Source organism: Enterococcus malodoratus (assembly GCF_027659535.1).
Classification (GTDB): Bacteria; Bacillota; Bacilli; order Lactobacillales; family Enterococcaceae; genus Enterococcus_A; species Enterococcus_A malodoratus.
In genome coordinates, this window is sequence record NZ_JAQDPG010000002.1 from 89,767 (window position 1) to 107,951 (window position 18,185).

Genomic DNA, 18,185 nt, shown 5'->3' on the forward strand with positions numbered 1-18,185 from the left:
TTTCCTTTACGGCTTTTTTTTGATACAATGACGTAGAGAAATTTGAGGATGGTTCAAGATGAAAGAATTGAAAGTTACAGAACTTTATAAAACATTTGGTGATAAAACATTATTTGATCGTATTTCCTTTTTAATTCATGAAAAGGATCGGATTGGCTTGATTGGGGTCAATGGTACTGGGAAATCTAGCTTGCTTACTATTTTAGCTGGTCAAGATAGCGGTGATGGAGATGTTTCTGCAATTGAGAAGGCTAGTGATTATCGAATTGGCTATTTGGCACAAGAACAGATTTTCTCTGCAGATTTATTGGTTTTGGACGCAGTATTTCAAGGAGATAATCCATTAATGCAGACAGTACGTAACTACGAGAAGGCCTTATTAGAGTTGTCGAATGATAATAATGCAGAATCACAACGGCGGTTTACGGTAGCTGAGGAAGCGATGAATAAACAAGACGCCTGGACGGCTGATAGCGAGGCTAAGGCAATTTTAAATAAATTAGGAATCGATACGCTGGATAAAAGAATCGATGAGCTTTCCGGTGGACAAATTAAGCGTGTGGCATTAGCACAAGTATTGATTGATGCACCAGATTTATTATTATTGGATGAACCAACGAACCATTTGGATTACGATGCAATTCAATGGTTAGAAAGCTATTTGAAAAGTTATACAGGCTCACTATTAATGGTCACTCATGATCGCTATTTTTTGGATCGAGTAACCAATCGTATTTTTGAACTTTCTTTTGGAAAATTATATGAATATCAAGGAAATTATGAAGCCTATTTAGTTGAAAAAGCTGAGCGAGATCGTATTGCTGGCGAGCAAGAGGGGAAAAGAAAACAACTCTATAAACAAGAGTTGGCCTGGATGCGAGCTGGAGCTAAGGCTCGAACGACTAAACAACAAGCACGAATCAATCGTTTTGAGGATTTAAAAGATAATCTTCACCAAGTCAAAACGGATGGTCAGTTGGAGATGAACATTGCTACAACTCGTCTAGGGAAAAAGGTTTTGGAGCTTAAGCAAGCCAGCTACGCGATTGCAGGAAAAACTATTTTAGAAAATTTTGATCTTCTAGTTCAGTCAAAAGAACGTTTAGGAATCACTGGAAAAAACGGTGCAGGAAAATCAACTTTATTGAACATTTTAGCCGGTCGACTTCCATTAGATAATGGAGTGATCGAAATGGGCGAAACAGTTCGCTTAGCTTATTATACTCAACAAAACGAAACCTTAGATCCTAACAAACGGATGATTGCATATTTGCAAGAAGCTGCCGAGGAAGTGAAGCAACGAGACGGTTCACAAATAAGTGTCGCTGAAATACTAGAACGTTTCTTGTTTCCACGCTTTATGCATGGTAGTTTGATCGGGAAATTATCTGGCGGAGAGAAGAGACGCCTTTATTTATTAAAATTACTGATTCAACAGCCTAATGTTCTTCTATTGGATGAGCCGACAAACGATTTAGACATTGCTACGTTGACAGTCTTAGAGGATTATTTACAAGAGTTTTCTGGAGCTGTGATTACCGTTTCTCATGATCGTTATTTCTTAGATAAAGTAGCGGAAAAATTATTGATTTTTGAAGGAAATGGCATGATTACTTCCTATTTTGGTTCTATCGTGGATTTCTTGGAACAACAGGCTCCAGTAAAAGAAGAAAAAGTTAGTAAAGTGAAGCCGCAGCCAAAGGAACGAAAGAAAAAACTTTCATATAAAGAACAAAAAGAGTGGGAAACTATTGAGGATGATATTGCCTTGTTAGAGAAGAACATCGATGAGCTGACAGAAGCGATGAACCATCAAGGAGACGATTTTACGAAACTGCAAGATTTGCAAAAAGAAATTGATCAAACTGAACAATCATTAGAAGAAAAAATGTCTCGTTGGGAATATTTAAGCGAGCTTATTGAGGATAATTAATTTAGACTATTATTTGACAAGTATAGAAAACATTATTCTTTTGTTGATTGAAAACAAGTGAATGAATATGAACGAGGAGGAATGGCATGCTTATAGCGATTTGGGCGCAAGACAAAAATGGTTTAATTGGTAAAAACAATCGACTGCCTTGGCATTTACCAAATGATTTACGCTTTTTTAAAGAGGCAACGACCAATCATACTTTAGTGATGGGAAGAAAAACATTTGAAGGAATGGGCGGGCGTCCATTACCGAACCGTCAAACGATTGTATTAACCCGAGACTCAGGATATCAAGCGTCGAATGTCTTAGTTATGCATTCTTTAGAAGAAGTGATTGATTACGATAAGAATAATGGCGGAGAGACTTTCATTGCTGGAGGGGCCGCAATTTATACGGAGTTTTTGCCATACTGTGAAAAAATATATCGAACGTTTATTGAGGCCAGTTTTGAAGGGGATGCCTATTTTCCTTTGATGCTTTGGAATAAGTGGCAGTTAACTGAGCGAAAACAGGGTCAGAGAGATGAAAAAAATCCTTATCGTTATTATTTTGAAACATATGAAAGAGCCGGGTCCTAGTGACACGGTTTTTTCAAGATTTATAAAGAAATAGTTTCAAGAATGATTTATTTCATCAGTTTTGATATACTGAAATTAATTTGAAACTAGGTATGGAAAGAAGGATCAGAATGCCAAATGTCAAAATTGTAACCGACTCTTCCTGTACGATTGAAAAATCAGTGCGAGATGAATTAAATATTACGGTTATCCCATTATCTGTGATGATCGATGATGTTGTTTATCCTGATGATGATGAGTTGACCGGAGAGAGATTTATGGAGATGATGGCACAGGCCAAAAATCTACCAAAAACGAGCCAACCGCCAATAGGATATTTTGCAGAGCTTTATGATGAGCTAGGAAAAGATGGAAGTCCAATTGTTTCGATCCACATGTCTCATACATTAAGTGGTACAGCAGAAGCCGCTCGGCAAGCTACGTTTTTAAGCAGCAGTGATGTAACAGTAATTGACTGCGGATTTATTGATCAATCGCAAGCCTTTCAAGTCATTGAAGCTGCAAAATTGGCTCAATCAGGAGCTACTCTTGATGAAGTATTATTAGGTGTAGAGCGAGTAAAAGATCACAGCAAATTGTTTATCGGGATCTCTTCACTTGATAATTTGGCTAAAGGTGGACGCATTAGTAGAGTAGCAGGAGTAATTTCCAGTGTACTTAATATGCGTGTAGTAATGGAACTCGAAAATGGAGAGCTTTTGCCAATCACTAAAGGTCGTGGAAAGAAAACTTTCAGTAAATGGTTTTCTTCATTCATAGATGAGGTATCAAAGGTTAATGTGAAGCAAATAGGAATTTCTTACGCTGGTAAGCTGGATTTTATTGATGAAGCGAAACAAGCGTTGCAGGAAATGTTTCCCGATATGCACATTCCGGTTTTGCATACTAACCCAATCGTTGCCACACATACGGGACCTGGAGCTTTTGCGATTATGTATTACACAGATTAGTTGAACCTGCCTCTAGCAATAGAGGCCTTTTTTTACAAAGGAGTAAATGAATGAAACGATTTTCAACGATATTGATTCCACTAGCTGCGGCTGTAGCAACATTACTAATCCTTTTTCTGACAATCCCTAAAGCTGATTCACGTATTCACGTTGTTAGAGATGATAGTCAGAATTACAAGAAATCCGTTCACTTTGTAGCAGTGGGAGATTCATTGACTGAAGGGGTCGGTGATGAGACGAAACGTGGCGGATATGTGCCATTAGTCGCTGACGCTTTACAACAAAAATACGAGCTGACTTCTGTTGAGAAAGATAATTACGGTGTTTCTGGTGAACGCAGTGATCAAATTTTAAAACGGGTGAAAAAGGATTCCGACCTGAGAAATAGTTTAGCCAGTGCTGATATTATTACTATGACGGTTGGAGGCAACGATCTTTTTCAAGCGTTTCAAAAAAATCTGACTGCGAAGACTGCGAAACAATTTGATCGTTCGATTAAAAAATATGGAAAGCAAGTTCAGGATATTTTATCTGAGATGCGGGAATTGAACTCGAAAGCACCGATTTATATTGTCGGTATCTATAATCCGTATTATTTGAATTTTCCAGACATCAAAGCGATGCAGACTGTTGTTGATAATTGGAATGATGAGACAAAAGGTTTAGCCAAAGAAACGAAAAATTGCTTTTTTGTTCCAGTAAATGATTTATTATATAAAGGCATCGCAACGAAGGATAGTCAAAAAACAGGCGAAAGCTCAAGCGCTGAAGTGAAGAACAACGCGTTATATGACGAAGATAATTTTCATCCGAATAACTTAGGTTATCAATTGATGGCTACGGCGATTCAAGAAAAAATTGTGGATACAAAGGATTTATGGTTAACAAAGGAGAACAATTAATGGCAGAAAAGGAAGAAAACAAAGAAACAAAAAAAGAAGAATCTAGCAGAACGAACAAAGTGAAGAAGAAAGTCAATGGTTGGAAAATTGCTTTTCTGGTTTTGATAGGCATAATTTTAGGTGGAGTCATCTTTTCAACGGTACGAATTTTTACGGCTCGTGAAACGAATCTTCCGCCAAGTAGTGAAACAACGGTACCAAAAGGTTCTCCTGTGCTCTCAATGAATACAAATAAGAAAAAATTGAACACTGTGATGGCATACTTTTTGAATGACTTACAAAAAGGATCGGATGTTAAATATGAATTCTATTTAGAAAACCAAGCGATGCTTAAAGGTGAGTTCAAAATTTTAGGTGCCAAGGTCGATTTTTATCTTTACTTTGATCCGTATGTTATGGATAATGGCAATGTTCAATTAAAAGCTCGTGATTTGTCAATTGGTTCGTTAAACTTGCCTGTAAGTCAAGTCATGGCGACCGTTAAACGTGGTTATAAGTTTCCTAAATGGGTAGCCATTGATCCAGAAGAACAAACAATTGTTTTGAAGTTGAATGAGTTCAAATTGAATAACGGAATGTTTATCAAAGCAAATCACATCGATCTTGTCGGTGATGATATCCAATTTAGTTTATATCTACCAAAAGAAAAGAAGGCGGATGATTGATCAAAAGAAACAATGGTAATCATCGAGGTGAAAAAATGAGAAGAAGTTTTTATCATTATATTTTGACACAGCGTGGTCATAATCCCCATGATCCTGTTGAAGCATTTGCTGGATCAGTCGCAAAAGACATCATGTTTCCTAAACAATCGGAGGATTATCATGAGATTACGGATTACTTAGAATTGAGTGTCGACTATTTAGACTCGATGGATCTTTTTGATCAAGTTTGGGATAAATATTTAGAAAACAATAAATAATTAAAAAGGAAAAGTCGTGGAAAGCTTTTCCTTTTTTTTCTAGCGTGCTATCATGAAAAAAAGGGTGAAAGGAAAATGCGCCTTGCAAAAAAAAACGTTACCAGTATCGATTTTTTTAATATCGATCGTATGTACTGTCGTGATTACCGCGGTAGTAACTCATTTTATTGAACAAAAGCAAGCGATGGATAATGATTCGGTTGTTAAAATTACAAGGAACGATCTAGATGATGTCCAAGATTTGTATGATTTAATCAGCACAAATTACGTGGATAAAGTTGATAAGGAACAGTTGATTCAAGGTGCTTTAAAGGGAATGACTGAATCTCTTCAAGATCCTGAATCTGAATTTCTAACAGCAAAAGAAACCAAAGATCTAAATGCAAAAGTGGCTGGAAGTTTTGAGGGGATTGGAGCAAATCTTCAACTCGAAAATCGCTTACCAGTGATTGATCGTGTTCCTGTCAAAAATTCTCCGGCCGAAAAAGCTAAATTGAAGGCCAAGGATATTATCTTAGAAGTGGATGGTCAAAAAACACAAGATAAGTCGATTGATCAAGTGGCAAATATGATACGCGGAAAAAAAGGGACACAAGTCAAATTATTGATTCAAAGGGACAACGAGCAATTTGAAGTTTCAATTGAGCGAGATGTCGTTCCGGAGGACACCGTTAAGGGAGCTCTTGATTCGAAAGATAAGTCAATTGGTTCAATCCAAATTGACAATTTTCGTGAGACGACAGCACTAGAGTTTCGAACGATTATCGAGCAATTACGTAAAGAGGGCGCTAAATCATTTGTGATTGATTTACGTCAAAATTCGGGTGGTTTGATGGCTGAGGCGGAACGAGTTGCTAGTTATTTTCTAGAAAATGGAGATACGATTGCGCAATTTTCAAATAACAAAAAAGTCATCTCAATTGATAAAGCCGGGAAAAAAATTGACCAAGGCTTTAAGGTTAAGGAACCCACAGTATTTTTAGTGGATCAAGAGAGCTCTTATGGGGCAGAACTTTTGGCAGCAGCAGTCAAGAATAAGAACTACCCAATCATTGGTGTTAATACCTTTGGTAAAGGCAGCGTTCAGAGTATTAGTCCGATTGGAAAAGATAATTATATCCAGTTAACGATTATGAAATGGTTTGCTCCAGATGGATCATCAGTCGAGGGCAAGGGCGTTACGCCGACGATTGAGGCTGATTATCCTGAGTATGCTAAATTGCCTCCTATCTCAAAACAGTCTAACTGGCGTATTGGTGATTCTGGAGATGCAATCAAGAATATTAATACGATGCTAAAGGCACTGGGATATCCAACCGAAGGAAATTTATTCAATGAAGCGACTAGAGATGCCGTAACTGAGATTCAGACAGAGAATAATTTATCAGCAACAGGTGCGTTAGACGTTAAAACAGTAGATGTTTTACAAGAAAAAGTGTTTAAACTGGTCAAAACAAATGATGTCGCATATGCTAAAGCTATTGAGACATTGAAAAATAAGTAGTAGAGTTGAGCTCCGTTTTCTTGATAGCGAGGAGGGAAGTCATTGAAAAACTTGCTGACAAAGGGTCATTTATGGTTAGGTGTTAAATATTTGTTGATTTCCCTCTTTGTTGGTGTGGTCATCCGGGGCTTTTTATTGATCCCTGTACCCGTAACTGGAAATTCAATGGACCAAACCCTAACGCAAGGGGATATGATCTTGATGGAAAAATTTAGCAAGGTCAAACGTTTTGATGTTATCGTTTTCCAACAACCTGATGGCACGATCTATATCAAACGCGTAATAGGACTACCGGGTGATGAAATCCGTTATGAAAAGGATCAATTGTATATTAATGGTGATAAGCTTACAGAGTCCTTTCTCACGAATAATCGAAGTCATGATCATCAAGTTTCTCCATACACAACTGATTTTCAATTAAACGAATTGATCGGCGAAGGGCGGTTACCTAAAAATGAGTATTTTGTTTTAGGGGATAATCGACGAATATCAAAGGATAGCCGTTCTTTCGGTACTGTTCAGAGTAAGGACATCTTAGGTAAAGCACAAGCGGTTTACTATCCGTTAACACATATAAAAATTATTTCATAAAAGGATGGGATTCCCATCCTTTTTCTTTGTTCAAAATAAAAGAAAAAAATTGAGAAAAGTTCTCATTTTATTCAATTGCAGTTAAATTTTTATTACGTTACTCTTGAGGTAGGAAGTCGACTCCTAATCAATTATGAAGGAGAAAAAGATATGTATCATGCGCGATTTAATGGCACTCACTACGAAATAGGCAAGAGATGGGGAGAACTAATAAAAAAGAATGGTAAATGTCTGCTTGACAATATCCCTTTTGAAATAACCCAGGAGATGAGGGATTTTTCCAAAGCCTGTTTACCTTACTATGAAGATTTTTTTCCGGAAGTTATCGATGAGATAAATGGTATTGCGGATGGTCAAAAAGTTGACTCAGAATCTCTATATACCATTCTTTTTCCAATGTATGCACTTGTCAGAGTCACAAATTGTTCAAGTTTCATTGTAAAAAATGAACGAGCCTTTTTACTCGGACGAAATAGTGACTTTTTGACGGCTATCGAAAAATTATATATGAATTGTCTATATTCATTCAAAGCAACTGAATCTTACGCTTTTTCAGGAAATACGACGGCATTTGTGGAAATGGAAGATGGGATTAACCAATGGGGGTTTGCTATTGCTCTTACCTCCGTTTTCCCTGATTCGATAAAACCCGGAATGAATGTTGGTCTAATACTGAGAATGTTGCTAGAAAAATGCCGAACTGTAGCAGAAGCGATCGATTTACTTGGAAAAATTCCACGTTGTTCGGCCGGTACATTAGTAATGGCTGATTCTTCGGGGGCAGCTTATTTGGTTGAATTCACGAATGAAAAATTGGTGTATTCTTCTTTAAATGGAGATGGCTATCTATGTGCCACAAACAGCTTTCATTTACCGAAATTGAATTCTCATAAGATATCATTGGAGGATGATTGGTTTGCGGAAGAACGTTATGAAACCCTGGACAGTTTTATCTGAATGCTCATTCTCAGTCTATGGGCGTGTCAGAGGCGAAACAATTATTGGGTGGCGAGTTTGGTTTTATATGTCAATATGACCGTAAGACGGGAAAAGACACTGTTTGGTCCGCAATTTATGATTTGAAAAATGATCAAGCCTATCGTTGTGAAGGGAATCCCTCACGAAAGAAGTATAAGAAAGATACTAGATTTATCTTTAATCAATAGTAAAAATGAATACGGAAGCAATCACAGAATTCAGGGGAAAAATTTGTGATTGCTTTTTTTATATGTTAAAGAAAACTGAGTCAAGTTTATAAAAAACGTTTCGCAGAGTGGTACACACAAAAGTTAATTATGATACAATAACGTGTGGAAAAGGAATAATAAGGTACTAGAAGTAAAAGATAGTTTAGAATACCAAATAAGTGTTGATTAAATTTCGTTATTTTACAAGGTCATTGACTGATGATGTCCATTTTGTAAAACGAACTTTTACTAGTTAACCCATAAAAGCACTTTTTCTTTAAGGAGGAAATACATATATGACTATTCAATGGTTTCCAGGCCATATGGCTAAAGCAAGACGAGAAGTTTCTGAAAAACTAAAATTTGTTGACATTGTTTTTGAATTAATTGATGCTCGCTTACCCTTATCGTCACGCAATCCAATGCTAGATCAAATTGTACAACAAAAGCCACGTTTAATACTTTTGAATAAATCGGATTTGGCTGATATAAATCAAACCAATCAGTGGCTCAATTATTTTCGTGATCAGGGTCATCAAGTCCTTGCACTGACGGCCAAGGATGATAAGAGTGTAAAACAGATTGTTCCAGCTAGTAAAAAAGTATTGGCAGAGAAAATTGCCAGAGATAAAGACAGGGGAGTAAAACCAAGAGCTATTCGTGCAATGGTTTTAGGGATTCCTAATGTAGGCAAATCTACTTTACTTAATCACTTAGCCGGAAAAAAAATTGCAAGTACTGGCAATCGACCAGGGGTCACAAAAGGACAACAATGGCTTCGTTTTGGGACCCAACTAGAGCTATTGGATACGCCAGGAATCTTATGGCCTAAATTCGAGGACCCTGCTGTCGGTAAAAAATTAGCATTAACTGGTGCCATTAAAGATGATCTTTTACATTTAGATGATTTGGCTCTTTATCAGTTAGAAATTTTTTGCCGCTATTATCCAGAGCAATTAAAGGATCGTTACAAATTAACTAATGAGGACTTATTTTTGGACTTTCCAGAATTATTAATGCTAGTTTCTGAGAAACGCGGTTTTAGGGATGATTATGAGCGTGCAAGTGAAATGTTGATTCTTGAGTTACGACAAGGAAAATTGGGACGCTATACCTTGGATCGTTTTGAGGAGCTAAGTGAATGATGGAAAAATTATCGATTAGTGCTGTTAAAATGGAACTAAAAAAAATTATTTCTTCGAATGATCCTCGTTTGAAAGAATTTAGACAAGATGAGCGCAAAGGTGTACAACTAGCAATAGCTCAATGGCAAAAAAAACAAGATAGACAGGCTGCTTTGGCGGAGAAATACGAAGAGATGTCTCTTTTCGAAAAAGAAAAAAAAGAAGAGGGTTTTCGTGCAATTTGTGGCATTGACGAGGTGGGTCGTGGCCCATTAGCTGGACCGGTAGTAGCTGCTGCGGTTATCCTAAATGATGAACATACTATCTTGGGATTGAATGATTCAAAGCAGCTTTCGGTACAAAAGCGGGAGGAACTTGTTGCTGAGATTAAAAAAAATGCACGTGCAATCGGTATCGGCGAAGCCACCGCAGAAGAAATCGATCAATTGAATATTTATCAAGCTACGAAGGTTGCTATGCAACGTGCCATTGATCAGCTAGAGATTGCACCAGATTGTTTGTTAATTGATGCGATGACTTTAGATAATGGCCTGCCGCAAGAAAAAATAATTAAAGGCGATGCTAAATCTGTATCGATCGCGGCTGCAAGTATCGTAGCGAAAGTATATAGGGATGAGTGGATGACCAACTATGGTGATAAATATCCGGCATATGGCTTTGCCAAAAATGCAGGTTATGGAACCAAAGAACATTTACAAGCCATAGAAGACCAAGGGGTCTTACCTATTCATAGAAAAACTTTTGCTCCAATTAAATATAAATAAAAAATAATATCCTTCTTTTTTATGTATCTTTTTGATAAAGGACTAGAAAGAGGGATATTTTTGAAAAACAAATTTCTTTTACACTTATCATTAACTAAAGGCTTGGGCGCTTTTGGAAAGCAACGTCTCTATCAATTTGCCAAAAGACATCAATGGTGGCAATTTGATAGTTTGGAAGTACGGTTATTGGCACAAACAACAAAACCAAATGATTGGAATGAATGGACGAACGATCGTTTGCAGGAGATTGATTCCACCCATCAATACATTACCATCGAAGATGAAGATTATCCTGAAGTACTACGACATGTACCAACACCGCCAATAGTATTATTTTATAAAGGTAATTTACAGTTACTAAAACGAGAGACGTTGGCGATCGTCGGTGCTCGAGACGCAACGAATTATGGTTATCATGTTTTGCAGGAACTGATGCCGGATCTAACCAAACGAGGATTTGTTATTGTTAGTGGGTTAGCAAAAGGAATTGATAGTTTTGCTCATCAGTTTGCTATTAGTAATCAAGGAAAAACGATCGGAGTGGTTGGAACCGGTTTAGATATTTGTTATCCTAAAACAAGTGGGAACTTACAAATCGAGATGAGTCAGCACCAATTAGTCTTGAGCGAATATCCCAATGGTACGCGACCAGCAAAATTCCATTTTCCGATGCGCAATAGAATTATTGCCGGTTTGAGTACAGGTGTGTTAGTAGTAGAAGCGAAAAAGAGAAGCGGATCGTTGATTACTGCGCAGCAAGCCTTGGACTATGGTAAGGACGTTTTTGTGGTTCCAGGATCAATTTTGGATGGACGTTCTAGCGGTTGTCATCAGTTGATTCAAGACGGTGCAATTTGTGTAGAAAAAACACAAGATATTTTTGATTCATACGATTTATGGAAGAAAATTCATTAGACCTGACTTGACAAACAAAATTTGAATAGCGTATTATAGGCTACGATTTGTCAGTAGTTACCGATATATAATAGTAGAAAAAATTGAGGAGGCAAAAACATTTGGCCTATAAATACCTAGTTATCGTAGAATCTCCCGCTAAAGCAAAGACCATTGAAAAATATTTGGGAAGAAATTATAAGGTGGTTGCAAGTGTTGGGCATGTTCGTGATCTACCAAAAAGTAAGATGGGAATCGATGTTGAAAACAACTATGAACCCCATTATATTTCAATTCGCGGTAAAGGCGACGTTATCAAAAGTTTGAAACAAGCAGCGAAAAAAGCGCAAAAAGTCTATCTCGCAAGTGACCCGGATAGAGAAGGGGAAGCAATCGCTTGGCACCTTGCTTATTTATTAGGGTTAGACTTAGAAGATAAAAATCGCGTGGTCTTTAATGAAATTACCAAAGATGCGGTAAAGGCGGCCTTCAAAGAACCTCGTTCTATTGATGTCTCTTTGGTTGACGCTCAACAAGCGCGCAGAGCATTGGATCGTTTGGTTGGTTATTCGATCTCGCCAATCCTTTGGAAAAAAATTAAGAAGGGATTAAGTGCTGGACGTGTTCAATCAATTGCTCTGAAAATCATCATTGATCGTGAACAGGAAATACGTGATTTTGTACCAGAAGAATACTGGAGCATTGATGGAAACTTCAAGAAAAAGGCTAAGAAATTTAAGGCTAATTTCTGGGGAGTAGACGGCAAGAAGAAAAAATTACCTAACGCAGAAACAGTGAAGGAAATCACTTCAAGAATTGACGGTAAAGACTATGAAGTAACAAAAGTTGAGAAAAAAGAACGCAAACGAAACCCTGCCTTGCCATTTACTACAAGTAACATGCAACAGGAATCCGCTCGGAAATTGAATTTTCGAACTAGAAAAACAATGATGGTAGCACAACAATTGTATGAAGGAATTGCCCTTGGAAAACAAGGGACTGTCGGTCTGATTACTTATATGCGTACAGATTCAACGAGAATTTCCGATACAGCAAAGACCGAAGCGGCAGAGTTCATTGAAAAAACATACGGAAAAGAATTCTCCCAGCATCATGCACGCAAGGTGAAAAATCCGCAAGGGTCACAAGATGCCCATGAAGCAATTCGACCAACGAGTGTTCAGCGCACACCAGATGAAATGAAACAGTATTTGGATAAAGATCAACTGAAACTTTATACGTTGATCTGGTCAAGATTCGTTGCAAGTCAAATGACTGCAGCTATCCTCGATACAATGAAAGTGACTTTGGAGCAAAATGGTGTAATCTTTATTGCTAATGGCTCAAAGATCAAATTTAAAGGGTTTATGCAAGTTTATATTGAAGGTCGCGATGATGGAAAAGAAGACAAAGAAAATGTTTTACCCGATATTGAAAAGGGTGACATTGTTCAGTCTGTTGATATCGAACCAAAACAACATTTCACTCAACCTCCTGCACGATTTAGTGAAGCTACACTGATTAAGACATTGGAAGAAAATGGTGTTGGCCGGCCGTCTACTTACGCGCCGACATTAGATACGATCCAACGTCGTTATTATGTGAAATTAACGCAACGACGTTTCGAACCAACTGAACTTGGAGAAATCGTCAATAATTTAATTGTCGACTTCTTCCCACAAATCGTTGACGTCAATTTTACTGCTGAGATGGAAAATGATCTAGATAAAGTTGAAGATGGTAAAGAAGAATGGACTAAAGTGGTCGATCGATTCTATAAACCGTTCGCGGTAGAATTAGAAAAGGCCGAAGAGGGAATAGAAAAGATTCAAATCAAAGATGAACCTGCTGGTTTTGATTGTGATGTTTGTGGTCATCCGATGGTTATTAAATTGGGACGTTATGGGAAATTCTACGCATGTAGCAACTTTCCAGATTGTCGCAATACGAAACCGATTATTAAAGAAATTGGTGTGGAATGTCCAGTTTGTCACAAAGGACAAGTTGTTGAGCGTAAGTCGAAGAAGAATCGCTTGTTCTATGGATGTTCGAGATATCCGGATTGTGATTTTACATCTTGGGATAAGCCTGTCGGCCGAAATTGTCCAAAATGTGATGGTTATCTGGTAGAGAAAAAAGTCAAAGGTGGCAAGCAAGTTGTTTGTATCAATGGTGATTACGAAGAAACAGTACAAAAATAATTTCCATAAGTGAGGGAATCAATGGTAAAAACAGTCAATGTTGTTGGGGCAGGCCTTGCCGGAAGTGAAGCTGCGTGGCAGTTAGCAGAGGCAGGTGTTCCAGTTAATTTATACGAGATGCGACCGGTAAAAACTACCCCGGCACACCATACTGGAGATTTTGCAGAACTTGTCTGCAGTAATTCGTTACGCGGCAATGGTCTGACCAACGCAGTTGGTGTTTTGAAAGAAGAAATGCGTCGTTTGAATTCAATTGTAATAGCATCCGCAGATGAAACAGCAGTTCCAGCAGGAGGAGCTCTGGCGGTGGATCGTAATAATTTTTCGGCTCTGATTACGAAAAGAGTCAAGGAGCATCCGATGATAACTGTCATTTCTGAGGAAATGACAAAAATTCCTAAAGGGATCACAATTATTTGTACAGGTCCTTTGACTTCAGAAGCTTTAGCAGAAGAAATCTCTGCTTACAATGGTTCCCACGGTTTTTACTTTTATGACGCTGCAGCACCAATCATCGATAGTACCACTATTGATCGTGAAAAAGTATATTTGAAATCTCGTTATGACAAAGGTGAGGCCGCCTATTTGAATTGTCCAATGACCGAAGAGGAGTTCATACGTTTCTATGAAGCGTTGATTGGAGCAGAAGTTGCGCCGCAAAAAGATTTTGAGAAGGAAAAATTTTTCGAAGGTTGTATGCCAATTGAAGTCATGGCGAAACGCGGCATTAAAACAATGCTGTTTGGGCCAATGAAACCGGTCGGATTAGAAGATCCAAAGACAGGTAAAAGACCGTATGCAGTGATTCAGTTGCGTCAAGATAATGCTGCGGCTTCGATGTATAATATGGTTGGTTTTCAAACACATTTAAAATGGGGCGAACAAAAGCGTGTCTTTCAAATGATCCCTGGCTTAGAGAATGCTGAATTTTTACGTTATGGAGTAATGCATCGAAATAGTTTCATGAATTCGCCAGAACTTTTAAGACCTACTTATCAAAGTAAAAAGCGCGATGATCTATTCTTTGCTGGTCAAATGACGGGTGTTGAAGGTTATGTTGAAAGTGCGGGTAGTGGATTGGTTGCCGGTTTGAATGCAGCTAGACTTGCAAAGGATGAAGAGTTATTAGTATTCCCGCGTGAGACGGCAATCGGATCGATGTCTCACTATATTACACATGCAGAAGGCAAGCATTTTCAACCGATGAATGCGAACTTCGGGTTATTTCCTAGTTTGCCAGAACGGATTCGCGATAAAAAGATGCGTTATGAGGCATTGGCTGATCGTGCTTTGAATGCTCTAACTGAAATGAATATTTAAAAGAATTCTGTTGCCTCGGCAACGGATTTTTTATTTTCGACAAAATAAACCGCATTCATGTCCGTTTTGTCAGCAATTATGAAATATCTGTAAAGAATTGTTAGTATATTCGTGAAAAATCAATAAATTCTGACAATTCAATTGTATTTAAAAAGCGCTTATGCTACATTTGTGATATGTTTGTGAGGTGAGTAAAAGTTTGGAAAATGAACTGGCAATGCAAGAGTTTATGAGTTATTTAATGACTGAACGCGGCTACTCAGAAAAAACAAAAGAAGCCTATCAGCGAGACCTAAATGACTTTTGCCAATTTTTAGAAGATTCAGGTGAAGCAGCATTATTAACTGTTGATCATCTGGATGTACGGGTCTATTTAGCTTACCTAAACGATAAAAAATATAGTCGTAACACGATTAGTCGAAAAATCGCTAGCCTACGATCTTTTTATCATTATTTCTTGAAACACGAAAAAATTAAAGAGAATCCTTTTTCTTATGTTCACCTCAAGAAAAAGCAAGCACGACTACCGCGTTTTTTTTATGAAAAAGAGATTGAAGTTCTTTTTACGAGTGTCGATGGCACGACACCCCTGGATCAACGTAATCGCGCATTATTAGAAGTTCTTTACGGATCCGGATTACGGGTCAGCGAGTGCGCCAATCTAAGATTATCAGTCATTGATTTTGATAATAGTGTGATGCTGATTCATGGGAAGGGAAACAAGGATCGCTATGTCCCGCTAGGTTCTTACGCAGCGGATGCAATTCAAGAGTTTATCAGTGATGGACGTAAAGGTTTGATGGATCATTTCGGTAAAGATCATGATTATCTTTTTATTAATCATCGTGGAGAACAGATTACAGCGACCGGGATCGAATATGTACTCAATCAGATTATAAAGAAAAGCAGTTTGACTAGTGATATTCATCCTCATATGCTACGGCATACGTTTGCGACACATTTGTTGAATAACGGTGCTGATTTACGAACAGTTCAAGAATTGTTGGGACACGCTAATTTATCGACGACGCAAATCTATACCCATGTTACAAAGGAGAGTCTCCAAAAGAGTTATCGTTCGTTTCATCCAAGAGCTTAAATTGAAATGGATAACAACCTACCATTTTTCTCAGCTTTAGAAATGAAAAGGATCTGACTGCTTTGATTCAAAAATGATCGTTATAAACAAAGCGTGTAAATAATTTTTATCATAAAAATTTCTAAGTAAAATAAAAATAATACTAATATATGAGGAGAGAGTAAGATGTCTGAATCACAATTTCACTCAACTACAATTTGTGCAATTGAAAAAGATGGAAAGTTAGCAATGGCTGGTGATGGTCAAGTTACAATGGGAGAACAAGTCATTATGAAAGGAACTGCGCGAAAAGTGCGTCGAATTTATAATGGCAAGGTCGTTGTTGGATTTGCTGGGAGTGTTGCGGATGCGTTTACTTTAGAAGAAAAATTTGAAGGCAAATTGAATGAATACAATGGCAATTTGCAACGGGCGGCTGTTGAGCTGGCGCAAGAATGGCGCACTCAACAAGCAATGAAAAATTTGGAGGCCCTGCTAATTGTTATGAATGATGAAGAGATGTTGCTGGTTTCTGGCAATGGCGAGGTGATTGCACCAGATGACGGTATCTTAGCCATTGGTTCAGGTGGTAATTATGCCCTAGCCGCAGCACGGGCAATGAAAAAGTATAATTCTGATATGGATGCAAAAGAAATAGCCGAAAGTGCATTAAATATTGCTGCAGATATTTGTGTTTTTACAAACCACAATATTATTGTTGAAGAAATGTAGTTTTTAAAAGTATAGATCAAAGCAAATTTTTGTCGACCTAATATATGTCATAAGAAAGAAATCTATTAATACGAGTAAGGAGAGTCAAGATGACTGAAGTTAATAAAACACCAAAAGAAATCGTTAGTGAATTGGATCAATTTATTATTGGTCAAGATGAAGCAAAGCGTTCTGTAGCAATTGCTCTACGGAATCGTTATAGACGGATGCAGTTAGAAGAGTCGATGCAGCAAGAGGTTACCCCAAAGAATATTTTAATGATCGGACCAACAGGTGTAGGTAAAACTGAAATTGCTCGGCGTTTGGCAAGAATCGTCAAGGCACCTTTTGTCAAAGTTGAGGCAACGAAATTTACAGAGGTAGGTTATGTTGGTCGTGATGTGGAATCAATGGTTCGTGATTTAGTTGAAAATGCAATTACGATTGTTGAGAAGGAGCAATACTCAAAAGTTTATTTACAAGCTTTAAAACGGGCCAATAAGCGCTTGGTGAAAATTCTAGTTCCAGGAATTAAAAAGGAACAGAAACAAAGTAATAACCCGTACGAACAAATGATGAACATCTTTAACCAAGCACAAACTGAACCAAAAGAAGAAGTCACAGAGGATATTAAGGTTAATCGTCAAACCGTTCTTGATCAGTTAGAAAAGGGAATGCTTGATCAACGAGAAGTAACAATCGAAATAACTGAACCTAAAAAAGCTATGCCGATGAATAACGGGTTGGAACAGATGGGAATTGATTTGACTGACACGTTAGGTGCACTGACACCGGATAAAAAAGTTCATCGTACAGTAACCGTTAAGGAAGCTCAAGAACTCTTAGTAAAAGAAGAACAGGCACAATTAGTCAATGATGGCGATATTTATACTGCCGCAATTAAACTAGCCGAAAGTTCAGGTATTATTTTTATTGATGAGATCGATAAGATTGCCTCTAAGTCACAACAAAATTCAGGGGAAGTTTCTCGTGAAGGAGTTCAAAGAGATATCTTGCCTATCGTTGAAGGTTCGCAGGTTAATACTAAATATGGCGCGATTCAAACAGATCACATTCTATTTATAGCTAGTGGTGCATTTAGCTTCTCTAAACCGAGTGATTTAATTCCAGAATTACAAGGGCGTTTTCCTATTCGTGTAGAGTTAAGTGATCTTTCAGCTGAAGACTTTGTTAAAATTTTGACTGAACCAAATAATGCCTTGATTAAGCAGTATGTTGCCTTAGTTGGTACAGAGAATGTCAAAATTGTTTTTACGCAAGAAGCAATCACACGAATTGCTCAAATCGCTTTTGATGTCAATCGTGAGACTGACAATATTGGCGCTCGTCGTCTTCACACAATATTGGAAAAATTGTTAGAGGATCTTTTATTTGAAGCACCAGATATGCAAATGGGTGAGATTAAGATTACAGAAGCGTATGTGGATGAAAAATTAGCATCGATTGCTCAAAATAAAGATTTAAGTCGTTTTATTCTTTAA

At 37.7% G+C, this 18,185-nt stretch carries 17 protein-coding genes; all 17 read left to right on the forward strand.

Translation table 11 applies throughout. The features are described from left to right. Nucleotides 1-58: 58 nt before the first annotated feature. The 17 genes from PGP85_RS03785 to hslU all read left to right on the forward strand — a co-directional run bounded on the left by PGP85_RS03785 (nt 59) and on the right by hslU (nt 18,185). Nucleotides 59-1,933 (forward strand): ABC-F family ATP-binding cassette domain-containing protein, encoded by a 1,875-nt coding sequence (locus PGP85_RS03785; RefSeq protein WP_010739416.1) that lies wholly within the window; start codon nt 59-61, stop codon nt 1,931-1,933. An 86-nt stretch (nt 1,934-2,019) separates the two neighbouring features. Continuing rightward, entirely contained in the window at nt 2,020-2,514 is a 495-nt protein-coding gene (locus tag PGP85_RS03790) for a dihydrofolate reductase (protein ID WP_010739415.1), read from the forward strand. A gap of 110 nt (nt 2,515-2,624) precedes the next feature. Beyond that, nucleotides 2,625-3,464: a DegV family protein gene (locus PGP85_RS03795; RefSeq protein WP_010739414.1), complete on the forward strand. Its 840-nt coding sequence runs from the start codon at nt 2,625-2,627 to the stop codon at nt 3,462-3,464. A 50-nt stretch (nt 3,465-3,514) separates the two neighbouring features. After that, nucleotides 3,515-4,366: an SGNH/GDSL hydrolase family protein gene (locus PGP85_RS03800; protein ID WP_010739413.1), complete on the forward strand. Its 852-nt coding sequence runs from the start codon at nt 3,515-3,517 to the stop codon at nt 4,364-4,366. Then, on the forward strand, nt 4,366-5,031 hold the full coding sequence (locus PGP85_RS03805; RefSeq protein WP_010739412.1) for a YpmS family protein: 666 nt from the start codon (nt 4,366-4,368) through the stop codon (nt 5,029-5,031). The genes PGP85_RS03800 and PGP85_RS03805 overlap by 1 nt, the downstream gene beginning before the upstream one ends. Nucleotides 5,032-5,066: 35 nt before the next feature. Beyond that, on the forward strand, nt 5,067-5,288 hold the full coding sequence (locus PGP85_RS03810; protein WP_034708599.1) for a YozE family protein: 222 nt from the start codon (nt 5,067-5,069) through the stop codon (nt 5,286-5,288). An 82-nt stretch (nt 5,289-5,370) separates the two neighbouring features. After that, a complete protein-coding gene (locus PGP85_RS03815; protein WP_090405363.1) occupies nt 5,371-6,792 on the forward strand; it encodes a S41 family peptidase in 1,422 nt (473 codons plus the stop codon). Between the two features lie 42 nt (nt 6,793-6,834). Next, nucleotides 6,835-7,383 carry a signal peptidase I gene (gene lepB / locus PGP85_RS03820; RefSeq protein ID WP_010739409.1) on the forward strand — a complete coding sequence of 183 codons (549 nt, stop codon included), beginning with the start codon at nt 6,835-6,837 and terminating at the stop codon, nt 7,381-7,383. A 150-nt stretch (nt 7,384-7,533) separates the two neighbouring features. After that, nucleotides 7,534-8,340 carry a C45 family autoproteolytic acyltransferase/hydolase gene (locus PGP85_RS03825; protein ID WP_270326236.1) on the forward strand — a complete coding sequence of 269 codons (807 nt, stop codon included), beginning with the start codon at nt 7,534-7,536 and terminating at the stop codon, nt 8,338-8,340. A gap of 526 nt (nt 8,341-8,866) precedes the next feature. Beyond that, nucleotides 8,867-9,715 (forward strand): ribosome biogenesis GTPase YlqF, encoded by an 849-nt coding sequence (ylqF, locus tag PGP85_RS03830; RefSeq protein ID WP_270326238.1) that lies wholly within the window; start codon nt 8,867-8,869, stop codon nt 9,713-9,715. Beyond that, on the forward strand, nt 9,715-10,479 hold the full coding sequence (locus tag PGP85_RS03835; protein ID WP_408639889.1) for a ribonuclease HII: 765 nt from the start codon (nt 9,715-9,717) through the stop codon (nt 10,477-10,479). Before ylqF ends, PGP85_RS03835 begins: the two co-directional genes overlap by 1 nt. Nucleotides 10,480-10,539: 60 nt before the next feature. After that, nucleotides 10,540-11,394: a DNA-processing protein DprA gene (gene dprA / locus PGP85_RS03840; RefSeq protein ID WP_270326242.1), complete on the forward strand. Its 855-nt coding sequence runs from the start codon at nt 10,540-10,542 to the stop codon at nt 11,392-11,394. A 101-nt stretch (nt 11,395-11,495) separates the two neighbouring features. Continuing rightward, nucleotides 11,496-13,574 (forward strand): type I DNA topoisomerase, encoded by a 2,079-nt coding sequence (gene topA, locus PGP85_RS03845; protein WP_010739369.1) that lies wholly within the window; start codon nt 11,496-11,498, stop codon nt 13,572-13,574. A gap of 21 nt (nt 13,575-13,595) precedes the next feature. Further along, nucleotides 13,596-14,894 (forward strand): FADH(2)-oxidizing methylenetetrahydrofolate--tRNA-(uracil(54)-C(5))-methyltransferase TrmFO, encoded by a 1,299-nt coding sequence (trmFO, locus tag PGP85_RS03850; protein ID WP_270326243.1) that lies wholly within the window; start codon nt 13,596-13,598, stop codon nt 14,892-14,894. Nucleotides 14,895-15,111: 217 nt separating this feature from the next. After that, the gene (gene xerC / locus PGP85_RS03855) at nt 15,112-15,993 is read left to right on the forward strand and encodes a tyrosine recombinase XerC (RefSeq protein WP_010739367.1); all 882 of its coding nucleotides are present in this window, start codon (nt 15,112-15,114) and stop codon (nt 15,991-15,993) included. A 165-nt stretch (nt 15,994-16,158) separates the two neighbouring features. Next, complete coding sequence (gene hslV, locus PGP85_RS03860; RefSeq protein WP_010739366.1) at nt 16,159-16,704, forward strand: ATP-dependent protease subunit HslV; 546 nt, start codon at nt 16,159-16,161, stop codon at nt 16,702-16,704. Nucleotides 16,705-16,793: 89 nt separating this feature from the next. Continuing rightward, nucleotides 16,794-18,185, forward strand: coding sequence for an ATP-dependent protease ATPase subunit HslU (gene hslU / locus PGP85_RS03865; RefSeq protein ID WP_010739365.1), 1,392 nt, complete (start codon nt 16,794-16,796; stop codon nt 18,183-18,185).

Bases quoted from the DNA above. Each gene is read 5' to 3' on its own strand.
- PGP85_RS03785 (WP_010739416.1), top strand. From the start codon at position 59: ATGAAAGAATTGAAAGTTACAGAACTTTATAAAACATTTGGTGATAAA.
- PGP85_RS03790 (WP_010739415.1), top strand. From the start codon at position 2,020: ATGCTTATAGCGATTTGGGCGCAAGACAAAAATGGTTTAATTGGTAAA.
- PGP85_RS03795 (WP_010739414.1), top strand. From the start codon at position 2,625: ATGCCAAATGTCAAAATTGTAACCGACTCTTCCTGTACGATTGAAAAA.
- PGP85_RS03800 (WP_010739413.1), top strand. From the start codon at position 3,515: ATGAAACGATTTTCAACGATATTGATTCCACTAGCTGCGGCTGTAGCA.
- PGP85_RS03805 (WP_010739412.1), top strand. From the start codon at position 4,366: ATGGCAGAAAAGGAAGAAAACAAAGAAACAAAAAAAGAAGAATCTAGC.
- PGP85_RS03810 (WP_034708599.1), top strand. From the start codon at position 5,067: ATGAGAAGAAGTTTTTATCATTATATTTTGACACAGCGTGGTCATAAT.
- PGP85_RS03825 (WP_270326236.1), top strand. From the start codon at position 7,534: ATGTATCATGCGCGATTTAATGGCACTCACTACGAAATAGGCAAGAGA.
- ylqF (WP_270326238.1), top strand. From the start codon at position 8,867: ATGACTATTCAATGGTTTCCAGGCCATATGGCTAAAGCAAGACGAGAA.
- PGP85_RS03835 (WP_408639889.1), top strand. From the start codon at position 9,715: ATGGAAAAATTATCGATTAGTGCTGTTAAAATGGAACTAAAAAAAATT.
- trmFO (WP_270326243.1), top strand. From the start codon at position 13,596: ATGGTAAAAACAGTCAATGTTGTTGGGGCAGGCCTTGCCGGAAGTGAA.
- xerC (WP_010739367.1), top strand. From the start codon at position 15,112: ATGCAAGAGTTTATGAGTTATTTAATGACTGAACGCGGCTACTCAGAA.
- hslV (WP_010739366.1), top strand. From the start codon at position 16,159: ATGTCTGAATCACAATTTCACTCAACTACAATTTGTGCAATTGAAAAA.
- hslU (WP_010739365.1), top strand. From the start codon at position 16,794: ATGACTGAAGTTAATAAAACACCAAAAGAAATCGTTAGTGAATTGGAT.